Origin of the sequence: Blautia hansenii DSM 20583 (genome assembly GCF_002222595.2) — a bacterium.
GTDB classification, from domain to species: domain Bacteria; phylum Bacillota; class Clostridia; order Lachnospirales; family Lachnospiraceae; genus Blautia; species Blautia hansenii.
The window spans coordinates 2,173,659-2,190,124 of record NZ_CP022413.2 but is presented as its reverse complement, the minus strand read 5'-3'; the positions used below and the strand labels follow the sequence as shown (position 1 = coordinate 2,190,124).

Annotated in this window: 15 protein-coding genes and 2 pseudogenes; 13 read left to right on the top strand and 4 right to left on the bottom strand. The window is 38.6% G+C overall.

Annotation, left to right across the window (positions count from 1 at the left end; genetic code table 11):
- Nucleotides 1–73 precede the first annotated feature (73 nt).
- Nucleotides 74–385, bottom strand: a complete 312-nt coding sequence (locus CGC63_RS11120) for a transposase family protein (RefSeq protein WP_157767984.1) — start codon at nt 383–385, stop codon at nt 74–76.
- A 15-nt stretch (nt 386–400) separates the two neighbouring features.
- On the opposite strand from CGC63_RS11120, the pseudogene CGC63_RS15985 reads away from it, so the two are divergent.
- Nucleotides 401–1,002, top strand: a pseudogene (locus CGC63_RS15985) (glycoside hydrolase family 3 protein); the annotation flags it as partial.
- Between the two features lie 80 nt (nt 1,003–1,082).
- On the opposite strand, the gene CGC63_RS11110 reads toward CGC63_RS15985, so the two are convergent.
- The gene (locus CGC63_RS11110; protein WP_003019708.1) at nt 1,083–2,096 is read right to left on the bottom strand and encodes a LacI family DNA-binding transcriptional regulator; all 1,014 of its coding nucleotides are present in this window, start codon (nt 2,094–2,096) and stop codon (nt 1,083–1,085) included.
- A gap of 269 nt (nt 2,097–2,365) precedes the next feature.
- Here CGC63_RS11110 and CGC63_RS11105 point away from each other — a divergent pair, with 269 nt between their 5' ends.
- The 5 genes and pseudogenes from CGC63_RS11105 to CGC63_RS11085 all read left to right on the top strand — a co-directional run.
- Nucleotides 2,366–3,733 (top strand): extracellular solute-binding protein, encoded by a 1,368-nt coding sequence (locus CGC63_RS11105; protein WP_003019709.1) that lies wholly within the window; start codon nt 2,366–2,368, stop codon nt 3,731–3,733.
- A 23-nt stretch (nt 3,734–3,756) separates the two neighbouring features.
- On the top strand, nt 3,757–4,635 hold the full coding sequence (locus CGC63_RS11100; RefSeq protein WP_003019710.1) for a carbohydrate ABC transporter permease: 879 nt from the start codon (nt 3,757–3,759) through the stop codon (nt 4,633–4,635).
- An 11-nt stretch (nt 4,636–4,646) separates the two neighbouring features.
- Nucleotides 4,647–5,468 carry a carbohydrate ABC transporter permease gene (locus tag CGC63_RS11095; RefSeq protein WP_003019713.1) on the top strand — a complete coding sequence of 274 codons (822 nt, stop codon included), beginning with the start codon at nt 4,647–4,649 and terminating at the stop codon, nt 5,466–5,468.
- A gap of 17 nt (nt 5,469–5,485) precedes the next feature.
- A complete protein-coding gene (locus CGC63_RS11090; RefSeq protein WP_003019715.1) occupies nt 5,486–7,879 on the top strand; it encodes a glycoside hydrolase family 31 protein in 2,394 nt (797 codons plus the stop codon).
- Between the two features lie 478 nt (nt 7,880–8,357).
- Nucleotides 8,358–8,648: pseudogene (locus CGC63_RS11085) on the top strand (sugar phosphate nucleotidyltransferase); the annotation flags it as partial.
- Here the strand turns inward: CGC63_RS11085 and CGC63_RS16075 are convergent.
- Nucleotides 8,590–8,784: a transposase family protein gene (locus CGC63_RS16075; protein ID WP_412693781.1), complete on the bottom strand. Its 195-nt coding sequence runs from the start codon at nt 8,782–8,784 to the stop codon at nt 8,590–8,592. The pseudogene CGC63_RS11085 and the gene CGC63_RS16075 sit on opposite strands and share 59 nt — an antisense overlap.
- 178 nt (nt 8,785–8,962) lie before the next feature.
- Between CGC63_RS16075 and CGC63_RS11075 the strand changes: the two genes are divergently transcribed.
- The 7 genes from CGC63_RS11075 to htpG all read left to right on the top strand — a co-directional run bounded on the left by CGC63_RS11075 (nt 8,963) and on the right by htpG (nt 15,549).
- Nucleotides 8,963–9,550 (top strand): Maf family protein, encoded by a 588-nt coding sequence (locus CGC63_RS11075; protein ID WP_009246373.1) that lies wholly within the window; start codon nt 8,963–8,965, stop codon nt 9,548–9,550.
- A gap of 2 nt (nt 9,551–9,552) precedes the next feature.
- Complete coding sequence (locus CGC63_RS11070; protein ID WP_009246372.1) at nt 9,553–10,212, top strand: HAD family hydrolase; 660 nt, start codon at nt 9,553–9,555, stop codon at nt 10,210–10,212.
- A 16-nt stretch (nt 10,213–10,228) separates the two neighbouring features.
- Nucleotides 10,229–11,023: a Cof-type HAD-IIB family hydrolase gene (locus tag CGC63_RS11065; protein WP_009246371.1), complete on the top strand. Its 795-nt coding sequence runs from the start codon at nt 10,229–10,231 to the stop codon at nt 11,021–11,023.
- Entirely contained in the window at nt 11,016–11,279 is a 264-nt protein-coding gene (locus CGC63_RS11060) for a hypothetical protein (RefSeq protein ID WP_003019727.1), read from the top strand. Before CGC63_RS11065 ends, CGC63_RS11060 begins: the two co-directional genes overlap by 8 nt.
- Nucleotides 11,280–11,293: 14 nt before the next feature.
- Nucleotides 11,294–12,664: an aldehyde dehydrogenase gene (locus tag CGC63_RS11055; RefSeq protein WP_003019729.1), complete on the top strand. Its 1,371-nt coding sequence runs from the start codon at nt 11,294–11,296 to the stop codon at nt 12,662–12,664.
- A 16-nt stretch (nt 12,665–12,680) separates the two neighbouring features.
- On the top strand, nt 12,681–13,319 hold the full coding sequence (locus CGC63_RS11050; RefSeq protein WP_003019732.1) for a class I SAM-dependent methyltransferase: 639 nt from the start codon (nt 12,681–12,683) through the stop codon (nt 13,317–13,319).
- Between the two features lie 160 nt (nt 13,320–13,479).
- On the top strand, nt 13,480–15,549 hold the full coding sequence (htpG, locus tag CGC63_RS11045) for a molecular chaperone HtpG (protein WP_040351088.1): 2,070 nt from the start codon (nt 13,480–13,482) through the stop codon (nt 15,547–15,549).
- 78 nt (nt 15,550–15,627) lie between these two features.
- Here htpG and nudC read toward each other — a convergent pair whose 3' ends face one another.
- Entirely contained in the window at nt 15,628–16,455 is an 828-nt protein-coding gene (gene nudC / locus CGC63_RS11040; RefSeq protein WP_003019737.1) for an NAD(+) diphosphatase, read from the bottom strand.
- Nucleotides 16,456–16,466: the final 11 nt, after the last annotated feature.

Below are 16,466 nucleotides of genomic sequence, written 5' to 3'. Positions count from 1 at the left end.
TATAGGAAGCAGAATTCCAGGGCAACCGCATAAAAATATCCATTTAGAGAAATATTTCCCTAGATGGATATTTTTAAATGTTTTCCACAATTTTCTCAAAAATCAATTCCTGCACATATTCTAAATGATATGTATATAACATACTCATTTTCTCATAAGTCATTTTTTTCTTTTTATCAAACCGTTTATCCAATTTCATCAGATAATCAATATCCTGTGAGATTTTGTACTTCCTTTTCTGCATAAGAAAAAGGATCCAATGATAAAACATCTCCATAAATTTTTCCGGTTCTATAATCGCAAACACCCGAAGCAGGGTATCCGCAGAAGGAGTCCCATACTTTAAATCCAGTATTTTTTCAAAATAAGGTTCTTGAAGTTTCATAAAAAATGCCATAGAATGAATGTTCACAGAAATCCATTGTGTGGAAGAAACTTTGAATATTATTCGGAAGATCCTCTGGTTAGCGGCAAGATGGCAGCGGCAATCACCCGGGGAGTTCAGTCAAAAGAAGGAGTGGGAACCACCATCAAACATTTTGCCTGCAACAGTCAGGAAGATAACCGTATGGGTTCCAACAGTATTTTGTCAGAACGTACTTTAAGAGAAATCTATCTGAGAGGATTTGAAATTGCAGTGAAAACATCTCAGCCTATGGCAATTATGACGTCTTATAATTTGATCAATGGCGTTCATGCTGCTAACTGTAAAGATATTTGTACGGTTGCAGCAAGAAAAGAGTGGATTTCCAGGATATCATTATGACAGGTTGGACAACTACTATGCCACAGGGCGGCAGTCTTTCCTGGAAATGTGTGGAGGCAGGAAACGATCTGATTATGCCGGGATGGCCGGGAGACAGTGAAAATATCAGAGAAGCGCTGAAAAATGGAAGTCTGAAGCGAGAAGATTTGCAGGCTTGTGTAAAAAGAATGCTGAAAGTGATCTTCCAGACACTGGGATATGAAGATTGCGTAAGTTATGGAGCACAGTTTAGATAAAAAGAGATTAAGAGCCAAGAAATCAATAGGATGTTCGTGGCTCTTTTTGAGGTTGTGCTAATTTTTATGATTCAAATATCTTAAAATAGTGAAATCACAGATTGCCGTTCTACAATTTCAACATCTATCTTCACATGAATAGGCGCTTTATTACTTCCTGTACGAATACGTTCTAATAAAAACTTTGTGGCAAGCAGAGCCTTCTGCGTAATGTTCTGAGAAATAGAAGTTAATTTCGGAACTGTATACTGACATAATTTCAGATTATCATAACCGATTACAGACAGTTCAATAGGAACACGATAACCGCCTAGACGGGCGCCCTCCATGATGCCAATGGCACAGATATCAGCGGTAGTGACGGCTGCAGTAATCATATTCTGCATGGAAGCGATTTGTTTTCCTGCCTGAATCCCTCCTTCATAGGAAGGGGTGAAAGAGAAAACATATTCTGGACGAAATGGGATATCATTTTCTCTTAATGCCTGGCGGTATCCCTGAAAACGTTCTGTCAAAAGAAAGTTATTTTCATAATCTGCCACAAAAGCAATGTGTGAGTGTCCGTGATTAATCATATATTTAGTGGCCAGATACAATCCTTTCTGGTCGTCGGAACGGATATTGATCAGGTTGGGAAGCTCCAGATAGCTGTCGAAAATAGCTACAGGGCAGGGCAGAGACGGCAGAAGCTCACTCAGGGTATCCTGAAAATTAGGATAAAGAAAGATAATACCGTCCACATTCCAGTTTTTTAAGAGTGTAATCACATCTGTATTCTGATATATGGAACGTACCATCGTATAATATCCGTTAATGCGCAGCTCTTTTTCTATCGTTCCAATCATGGTGCTGATATAAGGATTCTCCAGAAGGTTTTCATCTTTATTATCCATGGAAATAATAATTCCAATAATATTGGAGGTCTTATTCGTCAGACTCCGCGCGCTAAGGTTAGGAACATAGCCACATTCTTTGATAATGGCATTTACTTTTTCTATTGTTTTTTGGGAAACACGATTGTGTTTCCCATTTATTACATTTGAAACGGTCATCATACTTACGCCGGCTTTTTCTGCAATATCTTTTAGAGTCATAGTATTCACATCCTTATAGCTTTATAAACTTATATAATATTTATATTTGTCATATATAAATTTATTATATCCAAGAAACTAAAAAAAATCAATGAAAAGTACCGATACATTATTGTGAAAAACACACAAAAATAGAGATGTATAAATGTTATATATGCTGAAAAAGTAAAAAAATATTGACGAATAAAAAAAAATAATGGTAATTTAACAATAGATTTAACGCTAAATCAAGTGAACGAAAACCACATTTTATCAAGGAGGAAGTAAGTATGAGAAAAAGAGTAATTGTAGCAGCATTAGCGGCTATGATGGCAGTTACAGGACTCGCAGGATGCGGCGGAAGCGGAACTGGAAAGGAAGAAGCTAAGAAAAATATAGAGGTTCCTACAGAGCCTTTTGGAGATACGATTAAGTATGATCCTTCTGTAGAGATTAACGGTGGAAAGGATATTACCGTGGAATTATGGGAGTGGGGCAGCGATGAACTTTTCCAGGAAATCATTGATGGATATACAGCCATTCATCCGAATGTAACGATTAATCTTGTGAATAATCCCTGGGAGGATTACTGGACAAAACTTCCGCTGGCTCTTGACGGAGAGAATGGACCTGCAATTTTTAATATACATAACAGTTATCATGAGAACTTAATCAATTATATGGCACCGTTGGAGATTCCTCTGGAAGATCTTCAGGCTGATTTTACCGGTGTGGATGCCCATGTGATTGATGGAGAGGTTTATTACATTGACTATGGTATGATGACAGGATCTGTATACTACAATAAAGATATGTGGGAAGCAGCCGGACTCACGGAAGCAGATATTCCAAAAACATGGGATGAGATGCGTGAGGTTGCGAAAAAGCTCACGATTAAAGAAGGAGATACCATTATTCAGGCTGGTCTGAACTTCAATGATGATTTCCATCAGAATTATCTTCTGGGTCTGAACTATCAGTTGGGAGAAAACCTGTTTGAAGAAGACGGTGTGACACCAAAGGTAAACTCAGATGCAATGAAACAGGTGATGCAGATGTTGGTAGATATGTATGAAGTAGACGGCATCGGTTCTAAAGATTTTGGAGAAAAAGGTGCAGACAGCTTTGGACAGGGACAGTCAGCAATGGTTATTCAGTGGGGACATTACTACAATACCCTGCAGACTACCTGGAGCGATATTAATTTTGGCGTATTTGAGATTCCTACCTTTGACGGAAATCCATATGCATACAATCGTTACAATGGAGAGTCTACGTTCGGTGTAAATAAAAATGCGCCGGAAGATCAGCAGGCAGTAGCTCAGGATTTTATTAAATATTTCCTGGCAAATGATGATGCACAGGTAGCATTTAATCTGGCTATGAGTATATTCCCTGCTAAGAAATCTCTGGCAGACAATGAAAAGATTCTTGAAAATCCATCTCTGAAAGTATTGGCTGAGCACATTGACCACTATATCTGGCCGGGTCCAATGCCTGCCACAATGGAGACATCACTGAAAAAAGCGGGACAGGATATTTTCTTTAACGGTGTTGATATTGATACTGCTTTGAATGAAGCACAGCAAAACATCATCAAAGATATGAAGAATAGTGATTTTAAATCTGTAGAGAATTTGTACGAATACGCAAAATAAAGCAGACAAAGGAGGTAGGTCTTATGTTTAAGAAATCCCACCCTTTGCAGAGTAAGAGTGAGATTATTCTGCGGAATATAGTAGTAATTGCAATGATCGCATTTTTCAGTATTTTTCTGATTGTTCCTATTGGAATTGCTTTTGCAGGAAGCTTTCACGAATGGAATCCTTTAAGCGGAACCTATAATTTCCTGGGCCTGGAGAATTATAAAGAGGTATTTACCAGTTCTCTGTTTGGAAAATCAATGCTAAATACACTGATCTTTTCAGTGGTGGTTATTATTTTCCGTGTGGGACTGGGATTGGGAATTGCCTATGCGATCTATTCTCCGTTGGTAAAACACAAAAGCTTTTTCCGAGCAATTTATTATATGCCGGTTGTTACGCCGATGGTGGCGGTGGCGTTTGTATGGAAGTTCATGTATAATCCGCAGATTGGAACGATAAATCAGATCTTCGGATTGGATGTGAACTGGCTGATGAATCCGAAGATTGCATTGCTTGCAGTTATTATCATGACGATTTGGAAAGATTTTGGTTATGCGGTAGTTATGTATATGGCCGGACTGTATTCGCTGCCTTCGGATGCATTGGAAGCGGCAAAAGTAGACGGAGCGAATGGATGGCAGACGTTCAGATACATTACACTTCCGCTGCTGAAACCGATGACGCTGTTTGTAGTAATTACTTCTATTATTTCTTATATTCAGGCTTATGTTCAGATACTGATTATGACGGAGGGCGGCCCTGGTACAGCTACCTATCTGGCATCTTATATCATCTATGATGAAGCCTTTGTAAAATATAATTTTGGTTATGCGTCTGCATTATCCTTTGTTTTGTTTGTTATTACTGCTGTATTCAGCTGGTTATCTTTCCGGGTATCCGGAAGTGAGGAATAGGAGGTGCCGTTGTGAAAAGAAAAATAAACAGTGTTGTATTGAATATTGGTCTTCTTCTACTGGGGTTGATAACGGTATATCCGTTTGTATGGATGATCCTATCTTCTTTCAAGCAGAATAAAGAAATTATGGCTCTGGAACAGCATTTGCTTCCACAGGAGTTTATTACGACCAACTACATGAATATGAATGCGCATTTTAATTTTATGCGGTTCTTCCTGAATAGTTTGGTGATTACATTGGTGATTACGCTGATTGTGATTTATACCAGTACGATTTGTGGATTTGTACTGAGTAAATATCAGTTCAAGGGCAGAAATATTTTGTTCGGTTTCGTGTTGGCTACGATGATGATTCCCTGGTGTGTGACTATCATTCCGAAATATTCCATGATTCAGTATTTTGGATGGATGGACAGTTATAAAGCACTGATCATTCCGGCAATGTTCAGTGGGTTTGGAATCTTTATGATGAAGCAGCATATTTCCTCTCTTCCCAATGAAATTTTAGAAGCTGCGCGGATTGACGGGGCAAATGAATTTTTCATTTTCCACAGAATTGTCTTCCCCATGGCGAAAAATGGTATTTCCAGTATTGCCATCTTCCAGTTTTTATGGGCATGGGAAGATTTCCTCTGGCCGTATTTGGTGATTAATACCAAGGAAAAACAGCTTTTGGCGGTAGGGTTGAAAATGTTCAACGGACAGTATTCGACAGATTACGGAGCTCTTTTTGCAGCCACAGCAATTTCGATTGTTCCAGTGCTTTTGATCTATCTGTTCTTCCAGAAGCAGTTTATTGCCGGAATTGCGGCTTCCGCAGTGAAAGGATAAAAAGGAGAAGTAAGAGTATGAAAGATATTTATAAGGTACAGACCCGTCCAGTAGCGCTGGAGGCTAATATGGTGATTGGTGAAAAATACAGAATCACCATGCTGACAGAGGGTCTGATTCGATTGGAATACAGTGAGGATGGTATCTTTGAAGATCGGGCTACACAGATGGCGTTTTTCAGAGATTTTCCAGAGACAAATTACAGACTTCTGCACATGGAGGACAGAATTGAAATTCATACCTCTCGCATTCATCTGATTTATAATGAAAAAGAATTTTCGAGTCATGGACTGAGTATTCAGGTAAAAGGAAATCTGAGCGCTTACCATAGTATCTGGCATTATGGAGAAGAAATTCACGACCTGAAAGGTACAGCCAGAACTCTGGATATGGTGGATGGAGAGACAGAATTGGAGCACGGTGTAGTGTCGGAGTTTGGTTATTCTCTTCTGGACGACAGCAAATCACAGATTTTGCTAGAAGATGGATGGATTGAGCCTCGGAAGAAAGGGATTCAGGATTTATATTTCTGGGGATATGGACACGATTACAAAGAGGCCCTTCATGACTTTTACTATCTCTGTGGAAAGTCTCCCATGCTGCCCAGATATGCATTGGGAAACTGGTGGAGTCGTTACTATAAATACACAGAAGACAGTTACCTGGAGTTGATGAAGAAATTTGAAGAAAAAAATCTTCCGTTTACAGTAGCTGTCATCGATATGGACTGGCATATGGTAGATATTGATCCCAAGTATGGAAGCGGATGGACTGGTTATACTTGGAACAAAGAATTGTTTCCAGATCCTGCCAGATTCTTGAAAAAGCTTCATGATCGGGGAATGAAAGTGACATTAAATGTGCATCCTGCAGACGGTGTGAGAGCCCATGAAGAGATGTATCGACAGATGGCAGAAACCATGGGCGTAGATTATGAGCAAGAGGATCCGGTTAGCTGTGATCCGGCGGATCCCAAATTCCTTGAAGCATATTTTGAATATCTGCATCACCCCAGAGAAAAAGAAGGTGTGGATTTCTGGTGGATTGACTGGCAGCAGGGGAATAATACAAAAATCGAAGGACTGGATCCTTTATGGATTTTTAACCATTTCCATTTTCTGGACAGCAAAAGAGAAGGAAAAAGACCCCTTACCTTTTCCAGATATGCTGGTCCGGGAAGTCACCGATATCCGATCGGATTTTCCGGAGATACGCATACCACATGGGATTCTCTGAATTTTCAGCCGTATTTCACAGCGACAGCTTCGAATATAGGTTACGGCTGGTGGAGTCATGATATCGGCGGTCATATGCTGGGTTATAAGAACGATGAGATGACAGCCAGATGGACCCAGTATGGAATCTATTCTCCGATTATGCGTCTGCATAGCTCTTGTAGTGAATTTAATGGCAAGGAGCCATGGAGATTTAAAAAAGAAACAGATGACGCTATGTCAGAAGCACTGAGAGAGCGTCATCGGATGATGCCGTATCTGTACACGATGAATTATAAGAGCTATATGGAAGATCGTCCCTTAGTCGTACCGATGTATTATGAATATCCGGAAGAGAGGCGTGCCTATGAAGTAAAAAATCAGTATTTCTTCGGTGAGAATATGGTGGTGGCACCTATTACTTCTCCAAGAATCAAAGGTTTGAACGTGGCAAAGGTGAAGACTTGGATACCGGAAGGAAACTGGTATGATTTGCATACGGGATTGAAATATTCAGGCGGAAGAATGATGGATTTGTACAGAACGCTGGACAGTATTCCTGTATTGGTAAAAGAAGGAAGTATTCTGCCGTTCACCGATGAAATCAGCGGTGTACAAACAGTGAAAAATCCGAATTCCCTGAGAATCAAAGTTTTTGCAGGGAAAGAGGGAAACTTCTCTCTGTATGAGGATGACAATGAGACCTGCCAATATCAGGAAGGAATTTGCGCTGTCACAGAGATAAACTATACGGAAGGAGAGCAGTCTGTATTAACCATTGCTCCGGCAACAGGAGAGACGTCCGTACTTCCGGAAAAGAGAGCATATACAATAGAAATGACAGGATATGCGAAGGAAGCGTGTCAGCAGGCACAGGCGCTGGTAAATGGGAAAGAAATAAATGCAGAATTTACTTATGCGGAAGAAAAACAGGCAGTGGTAATTTCACTTCCTCAGGTGGCTGTTTTAGATGAGGTTCAAATTGTACTGTCCGGTCATTTGATCAGCGGTGAAAAGCAGGTTGCCAGAAGATGCTTTGAATTTTTAAATCAGGCGGAAATTGGCTTTGTACTGAAGGATGAGATTTATCAGATTCTGATGTCTGGTAAAAATCTTGCTGTGATCAGTACGGAACTTTCTTCCATGAACTTGGATCACGATTTGTATGGAGCATTGATGGAAATTTTGACGGCATAGGATAAAGAGCAGTTGTAAAAACAGATAAAAACCTGTTTTTATAACTGCTCTTTTCTTCATAGAAAATTACGATTTTGAGAGAGGTAAATTATTTAAGAAATAATCCATATCTCCAAATTCATCTTCACTCATATACCTTTACATGGAAAAAGTCTATAGAAAAATGAGGAGAAAATTGTTCCCAAAGATACAAGAGGCGATACCACTTCTGAACAGGGAATATCTACAGAATTTTTCAGTCACTCTAAAAACAAAGCCAGAGGATATGAAAGTGAAGAAGCGTATACATACCTAAGAAAAGTAAGCCAGAAATAAAAATTGAAAGAAGTCTTAAAATAAAAAGGAAATATACGTAGAGTAGACGATTGAGAGCATAAACCATTTACACCCCCTGTTAGCCTTGCTACAATAAACGATAAAGGAATAGAATTCGTTGTTATGATATACAGTGATGAAAAATAACGAGGGAGATAAAGGAATGAAAGTTGTTATTTTGGCAGGGGGATTTGGAACCCGGATCAGTGAAGAGAGTCATTTGAAACCAAAACCTATGGTGGAGGTTGGAGATAAACCCATACTCTGGCATATTATGAAACTATATTCTCACTACGGATATCACGAATTCGTTATTTGTTGTGGATATAAACAAGAGATGATTAAGAAATGGTTTGCAGATTATTATTTGCACAGCAGCGATATCACCTTTGATTTCACGCAGAAAAATAAAATGATTGTCCATAATAATATATCGGAGCCATTTGAAGTTTCATAAAAAATGCCATATTTTCTGTATCTGTATAACCGCATAAGACAGCATAAATACTCATAACTACGATATCCACGAGAGTATGTCTCAATCCTCGATTATCTCTGCTATCTACCAAATCTGAAAAATACTTTTTCATTTCCATCATAAAAATCACCCTTTTCTTTTATTATAACGGAAAAGTGATGATTTTGGTATTAATATTTTTTATGCGGTTGCCCTGGCAGAATTCTTTCTTGTCTTGCATCATTGAAAAAGACAGGATATACTAAGAATTGAAAGAATATAAAGTGGGAATTTCTTTAAAGGAGAAAAACATGAGGAAAATTATACTGGCAAGTGCTTCTCCCAGACGAAGGGAACTTTTAGAGCAGGGAGGAATTCCCTTTACAGTTATCCCCAGTCAGGCAGAGGAGAAAATTACCACGGAACAGCCGGGGCAGGCAGTAGAGGAGCTGTCTTATTTAAAATGCAGCGATATTTATGAAAAGTCATTAGGGGATGTTCTTGTGATTGGGGCGGATACGGTTGTCGCAAGTGAAGGAAAAATATTGGGCAAACCGTCTTCGCAAAAAGACGCTGTAAAGATGCTTCAAAGTCTTCAGGGAAGGGAACATGAAGTTTATACAGGTGTGACAATTATGGCAAGAGAGGGAAACGAAAACAGAAAAAAGACGTTTCATGAGAAAACGAAAGTAGTTTTTTACCCTATGTCAGATGAAGAAATCAGAAGTTATGTGAATACTGGGGAGCCTATGGATAAAGCAGGGGCTTATGGTATTCAGGGAAAATCGGCAGTCTTTATTAAGGAAATCAGCGGTGATTATAATAATGTAGTAGGTCTGCCACTGGCAAGATTGTATCAGGAATTAAAAAATATGGGAATAGAAAGTAGGGAATGGTAAAGATGTATAAAGCTTGTATATTTGACTTAGACGGAACAATCGCAGATACTGTGGAGTCTATGGCCTATGTAGGAAATCAGGTTTTGGAGGAATTTGGATTGTCTGCGCTACCGGTGGAGAATTATAATTTTTATGCAGGAGATGGAGCAGATGAGCTGGTAAGGAGGATGTTGGCAGATACACCGGGAGGTGATACGGCAGATTATGAGCAGATACGCACTGTATATCGTCAGAAATTTGCACAAAATCCATTTTATCATGTGAAACCTTTTGACGGGATTTTGGAGCTTTTAGGAGAGTTAAAAAAAGAAAATATTAGAATTGCGGTATTGTCTAATAAGCCTCATGAAGCAGCCATAGAGGTAGTGAATAAAATTTTCGGAGAAGAAATGTTTCATAAAGTACAGGGACAGACACAAAGTATTCCCAGAAAGCCGTCACCGGTGGGAGCTTTGGCTATTGCAGAGGCATTTGGCGTAAAACCTGAGGAATGTCTTTACTGTGGAGATACCAATACAGATATGGATACGGGAAAAGCGGCAGGTATGTATACCATCGGCGTAACATGGGGTTTTCGTCCAAGACAGGAACTGGTGGAACATCATGCAGATAAAATTGTAGATACGCCACAGGAAATTTTTGAAACCGCAAAAAAGAAATAGCAGGGAGTGGGAAAGTATGTTAAAGCTGATTGCCAGTGATATAGATGGCACGCTTCTTCAAAATGGGAAAAGAGAGCTGTCTTTACAAGCAGTGGAGCAGATAAAACAGTTAAAAGAAATGGGAATTCTTTTTGCGGCTGCCAGCGGAAGACAGTATGCAGTTTTACGAAACTTATTTGAGCCTGTAAAAGATGACATTGCTTATATTTGTGAAAATGGGGCAATGGTTGTGTATAAAGGAAAAATTTTACATAAAGATGTTTTTGAACGGGCATTAGCAGAAGAAATGGCGCATAGCATACTGAATAGAGAGGATATGGAAATTATTGTTTCCGGAGAAAAATCCTACTATATTCAGCCGAAAAGAAAAGCATTTGCAGATTATATGCTTCAGACAGTAAAAGGCAAGGTTGCAGTGGTAGATGATATTTTCAAAGTAAAAGAAGATATTTTGAAAATATCCATGTACAGGGAAAGCGGACTGGAAGAAATGCTGCCTTATTGGAAAAAGCTTTTCGGAAGTCAGGCAACTGTGGTAACCTCCGGTCACGCATGGCTGGATATGATGCCGATGAGTGCGGATAAGGGAAAAGGAATTCGAGTTTTGCAGAAGCATTTTCTTATTTCCGCAGACGCCTGTGCGGCTTTTGGAGATAACTTAAATGATTTGGAAATGCTCCATGAGGTTACTTATAGCTTTGCCGTGAGCAATGCCAAAGAAGAAGTAAAAGAAACAGCAAAATATGAAACAGAACGGGTAGAAACCGTTTTAGAAAAAATAATTCAACAAGGAGGAAATTGGAATGAATGAATATAGTGAAGAATGTCTGGTAACTTTTTTGAAAAATCAGGAGCAGTTATTTGCAGAGCCGGTAGCGGAGACAGAGGAAGAGGCGGAGGCGTTTTTAGAGGATTGCATGGCAGTTGTGGTAGACTCTTTAGCCGAAGTAAAGGAATATTTTGAAGAAAACGGCATGGATGTAGACGGAATGACCTTGGAAGAGCTGGAGGATGCCAGTGAAGTCTTTCCTCTTCCAAACGGACAGTATTTAATTGTAGAAGGCTAGTGAGGTGACGGCTCATGGAAATAAACTGCATAGCAGAGAGGCAAAAAGCTTTTTTTGAAAAAAACAGGACAAAAGCTTATGAATTTCGCAAGAAAGCTCTTCTTCGCTTAAAACGAACAATTTTATATTATGAAAAAGAAATCGAAGAAGCCCTGTATAAGGACTTGGGAAAATCAGATTTTGAAGCTTATATGACAGAAGTGGGAATGACACTTTCCGAGCTGAACTATGCAGAAAAGCATTTAAAGGGCTGGATGAAGGAAAAACGTGCCTTGACACCATTGGCGCAGTTTCCTGCAAAAAGCTTTGAAGCTGTCGAGCCCTATGGCACAGTGCTGATTATAGCCCCTTGGAATTACCCTTTTATGCTTTGTATGGAGCCTTTAATCGGCGCTGTTGCAGCGGGAAATTGTTGTGTGGTAAAGCCTTCTGCTTATGCACCGCACACCTCGGCAGTGATTAAAAAAATTCTTTCCGCTGTTTTTCCGAAAGAATTTGTGGCAGCTGTGGAAGGCGGCAGAGAAGAGAATACAGCGCTTTTAGAACAGAAATTTGACTATATTTTCTTTACGGGAAGCAAGGCAGTGGGAAAAATTGTTCTGGAAAAGGCTGCCCAAAATCTCACGCCTGTTACTTTAGAGCTGGGTGGAAAAAGTCCCTGTATTGTAGACGAAACAGCAAATTTAAAGCTGGCAGCAAAACGTCTGGTGTTTGGGAAATATTTAAACAGCGGACAGACCTGTGTAGCTCCTGATTACCTTTTGATACAGGAAACTGTAAAAGAAGAATTTTTAGAATATTTAAAATACTGGATTGATAAAGTGTTTTCGGCAGAGCCGATGAAAAATCAGGATTATCCTAAAATCATTAATGAAAAACACTATGAGCGCATTATGAAGCTTATGGAAGGAGAACATATTATAAAGGGCGGCTTTGGGAATAAAGAAAGGCTGTTTATTGCCCCTACTGTTTTAGATGATATTACGGAAAAGTCACCCATTATGCAGGAAGAAATTTTCGGACCGGTGCTGCCTGTGCTTACTTACAGAGATTTAAAGGAGGCAGAGGATTTTATTAAAAAAGGGGAAAAACCTCTTGCATTGTATCTTTTCACAGGAAGAAAGCAGACAGAGAAAAGGGTTTTAAGGGAAGTATCCTTTGGAGGAGGTTGTATTAACGACACCATTATTCATTTGGCAACATCAAGAATGGGATTTGGCGGTGTAGGTGCAAGCGGTATGGGAAGCTATCACGGAAAAAAAAGCTTTGATACCTTTAGTCATACGAAAAGTATTGTGAAAAAATATCAGGGAGTCGATTTACCTATTCGTTATCAGCCGTATACAAATGGGAAAAAGAAATTGCTGCGTTTGTTTTTGAAGTGATCAAGGAGGGATAAGGATGAAAAATACAAGGGTTGAAGCTCCTGCATTTTGGAACAGGCGTTCAGAAGTATTCGATAAGCAGGTTTTATCAGTATATGAAAATGCTTACAGAAAAACTGTGAAACGTTCTGCGACATTTTTAAAGGAGGAGGACAGAGTTTTTGAGATTGGCTGCGGCACCGGCGCAGCGACCATTCCTCTTTCAAAATATGTAAAAGAAATCACGGCAACGGATATTTCTAAAGATATGCTCCAAAAAGCCAGAGAAAAAGCAGAAAAATTGTCAAAGAATAATATTACCTTTTCCATGGGAGAATTGACGGAAATGGAAATAGAGCCGGAAAGCTATGATGTGGTGACGGCGTACAATGTGCTGTTGTATATGAAAAATCAGGATGAGGTTTTAAAGAAAATATATGAGATTTTAAAACCTGGCGGTATTTTTCTTTCTGCCACAGACTGTCTGGGAAGAAATTTATCCAAAGACTCTGTGAAAAAATTCTGGAAAAGTAAATTACATCTGATGCCTTATGTAGCTTTTGATACACCCATTAGTCTGATGCGGAAAATCCAGAAAAACGGTTTTGAAGTTCTGGAAATTGTCAATCTCCATAAAAATCCGCCGAATATCTTTATTGCAGCAAAGAAAAAATAAGAAGTTTAGAATTATTTAAGAAAGTTTATAAAATTTTGTTAGCACTCAATATGATTGAGTGCTAATTTTCTCTTGACTTTTATTTCTTTGGGGACTATTATGGTGTTTAGGCAGGGAAACGTTTCCCAATATAAGAATGAAAAAGGAGATGTATTTTATCATGGCTAGCAAGCGTGGTACTTTATCAATTAACAGTGACAATATCCTTCCGATTATTAAAAAATGGATGTATTCCGATCATGACATTTTCTTCCGTGAATTAATTTCAAATGGATGTGATGCCATTACAAAACTGAAAAAACTGGAGGTTATGGGAGAATACACTTTTCCGGAAGACCATAAAAATAAAATTCAGGTCATTGTAAATCCGGAAGAAAAGACTTTGAAATTCATTGATACAGGTCTTGGTATGACCGCAGATGAAGTAGAAGAATACATTACACAGATTGCATTTTCCGGTGCAACACAGTTTTTAGAGAAATATAAAGATAAAACAAATGAAGACCAGATTATCGGACATTTTGGTCTGGGATTTTACTCTGCGTTTATGGTGGCAGATGAAGTACAGATTGATACTTTATCTTACAAAGAAGGTGCAACTGCGGTTCACTGGTCCAGTGACGGCGGTACAGAGTATGAAATCGGAGATGGAAACAGAACAGAAGTGGGTACAGAGATTACGCTGTTCTTAAATGAAGAAAGCGTAGAATTTGCCAATGAATATCGTGCAAGAGAAATTATTGAAAAATATTGTTCCTTTATGCCGGTAGAAATCTTCCTTTCTAAAGCAAATGCGCCGCAGGAATATGAAACCATTGAAGAGTCTGAGGTAAAAGAAGACGATATTATTGTAGAACATATTCACGAAGATGCAAAAACAGAAGAAAAAGAAAATGAAAACGGCGAAAAAGAGGTTGTAGAAATTTCTCCTGCAAAAGAAATGGTAAAAATCCATAAACGTCCGGTATCTTTAAGCGATACAAATCCGCTGTGGATGAAGCATCCAAATGAATGTACAGAAGAAGAGTACAAAGCATTTTACAGAAAAGTATTTATGGACTATAAAGAGCCATTGTTCTGGATACATCTGAACATGGATTATCCGTTTAATTTAAAAGGCATTTTATACTTCCCAAAAATCAACATGGAATATGAGTCCATTGAAGGTACAATTAAATTATACAATAATCAGGTATTTATTGCAGATAACATCAAAGAAGTTATTCCTGAATTCTTAATGCTGTTAAAGGGTGTCATCGATTGTCCTGATTTACCGCTTAATGTATCCAGAAGCGCTTTGCAGAACGATGGTTTTGTAAAGAAAATTTCTGATTATATCAGCAAAAAAGTGGCAGACAAGCTTTCCGGTATGTGCAAAACTGACAGAGAAAATTATGAAAAATACTGGGATGATATCAACCCGTTTATTAAATTCGGCTGCTTAAAAGATACGAAATTCTCTGAGAGAATGATGGATTATATTCTCTATAAGAATATTGACGGAAAATATCTGACACTGGAAGACTGCATCAAAGAAAATACAGCAGAAACACCGGAAGAGCAGGAAGTTCTTGCAGAGGAAAATAAAGAAGAGGTTCTTGAGGAAGCAAAAGAAGAAGCGAAAAAAGAACCTGAAAAAACCAGTATTTACTATGTAACCGATGAAGTACAGCAGAGCCAGTATATCAATATGTTCAGAGAACAAAATCAGGATGCGGTTATTCTGAAGCACAACATTGACTCTCCGTTTATTTCTCATGTAGAACAGGTAAAAGAAAATGTCAAATTCCTTCGTATTGATGCAGATGTAACAGACGCTGTAAAAGAAGAAGGAAAAGACTTAGAGGAAGAAACAAAGACTTTATCTGAAATCTTTAAGAAAGCTTTAAAGAAAGAAAATCTGACAATTAAGGTAGAAAGCCTGAAAAACGATAAAGTATCTTCCATGATGACAATTTCCGAAGAAAACCGTCGTATGCAGGAAATGATGAAAATGTACAATATGTACGGCATGGACCCATCTATGTTCGGCGGACAGGAAACACTGGTATTAAATGCAAATAATAAACTGGTACAGTATGTTCTGGAAAATAAAGAAAATGAAAACGTGGATATTCTGTGCGAACAGTTATATGATTTGGCGTTAATCAGCCACAGACAGCTGACACCGGAAGAAATGACAAAATTTGTGACAAGAAGCAATGAAATCATGCTGCTTCTGGCAAAATAAAAGATAATTATATAAAAGAGACTGTTACATTAAATGCTCATTCGGAATATTTAAAAGACAGTCTCTTTTTGTTATTTTTTAATAGAGTCCTTTTTTAAATTGTATCATCATTTCCCTTGTAAGGCTTACGTCATAGTCATCATAAGGAATGTCTTCTCTCTCAAACCACTGGGCAGTGGACAATTCTTCTCGGTCTAAGGTGATGGTATCGTCACCGTCTAAATCACAGAAAAATCCTGACAAAACAGAGCCGGAAAGTCCCCACGGCTGGCTTTTGTAATATTGAATGTTTTTTACCTTCAGTCCAACCTCTTCCATGATTTCTCTTCTTACTGTGTCTTCCAGTGTTTCACCGATTTCCGTAAATCCCGCAATCAAGGCATAACGTGTAGTATTTCTTCCGGCGTATTTTGAAAGTAAGAGCTTGTTTTTATTTCGAATACCTACAATGACGGCAGGAGAAATTTTGGGATATTCTGTGTTATGACAATGGGGGCAGTACATCATGCGTTCTTTTGTATCGTGAAGCAGTTTTTCACCGCATTTACCGCAGAATTTGCGGCTTTCATACCAAGAAAATAAATGAAAGCCTGTAATCAGTGCAAAACACAGCTCTTTTGGCTGCTGGCTGCGAAAGATAACCAAATCTTCAAAAATAAAATCAGACAAAAGAGAAGGCTGCATTTTTGGAAGCATATAAAAATGATGCTCATCAATGGAAAATAAATAAATGTACGGCTCTGTTTCCCAATTTGGAATGTCACAGAAACGTGGTAGCAAAAAGCTGTCCTTTGTTTTTTTCACTAAAACGTTTTTTTCCTTATAACATAAAATAAAGTCCTGTTCTTTTGGCGGAACAGGTATGTATTCGTTGTGATAACAATGTGTTCCGATATCCTGTATCATAAGTCAGTCTC

Excerpts from the sequence above, each read along its gene's own strand:
- CGC63_RS11120 (WP_157767984.1), bottom strand. The coding sequence starts at position 385 with ATGAAACTTCAAGAACCTTATTTTGAAAAAATACTGGATTTAAAGTAT.
- CGC63_RS11110 (WP_003019708.1), bottom strand. The coding sequence starts at position 2,096 with ATGACTCTAAAAGATATTGCAGAAAAAGCCGGCGTAAGTATGATGACC.
- CGC63_RS11105 (WP_003019709.1), top strand. The coding sequence starts at position 2,366 with ATGAGAAAAAGAGTAATTGTAGCAGCATTAGCGGCTATGATGGCAGTT.
- CGC63_RS11100 (WP_003019710.1), top strand. The coding sequence starts at position 3,757 with ATGTTTAAGAAATCCCACCCTTTGCAGAGTAAGAGTGAGATTATTCTG.
- CGC63_RS11090 (WP_003019715.1), top strand. The coding sequence starts at position 5,486 with ATGAAAGATATTTATAAGGTACAGACCCGTCCAGTAGCGCTGGAGGCT.
- CGC63_RS16075 (WP_412693781.1), bottom strand. The coding sequence starts at position 8,784 with ATGAAAAAGTATTTTTCAGATTTGGTAGATAGCAGAGATAATCGAGGA.
- CGC63_RS11075 (WP_009246373.1), top strand. The coding sequence starts at position 8,963 with ATGAGGAAAATTATACTGGCAAGTGCTTCTCCCAGACGAAGGGAACTT.
- CGC63_RS11070 (WP_009246372.1), top strand. The coding sequence starts at position 9,553 with ATGTATAAAGCTTGTATATTTGACTTAGACGGAACAATCGCAGATACT.
- CGC63_RS11065 (WP_009246371.1), top strand. The coding sequence starts at position 10,229 with ATGTTAAAGCTGATTGCCAGTGATATAGATGGCACGCTTCTTCAAAAT.
- CGC63_RS11060 (WP_003019727.1), top strand. The coding sequence starts at position 11,016 with ATGAATGAATATAGTGAAGAATGTCTGGTAACTTTTTTGAAAAATCAG.
- CGC63_RS11055 (WP_003019729.1), top strand. The coding sequence starts at position 11,294 with ATGGAAATAAACTGCATAGCAGAGAGGCAAAAAGCTTTTTTTGAAAAA.
- CGC63_RS11050 (WP_003019732.1), top strand. The coding sequence starts at position 12,681 with ATGAAAAATACAAGGGTTGAAGCTCCTGCATTTTGGAACAGGCGTTCA.
- htpG (WP_040351088.1), top strand. The coding sequence starts at position 13,480 with ATGGCTAGCAAGCGTGGTACTTTATCAATTAACAGTGACAATATCCTT.
- nudC (WP_003019737.1), bottom strand. The coding sequence starts at position 16,455 with ATGATACAGGATATCGGAACACATTGTTATCACAACGAATACATACCT.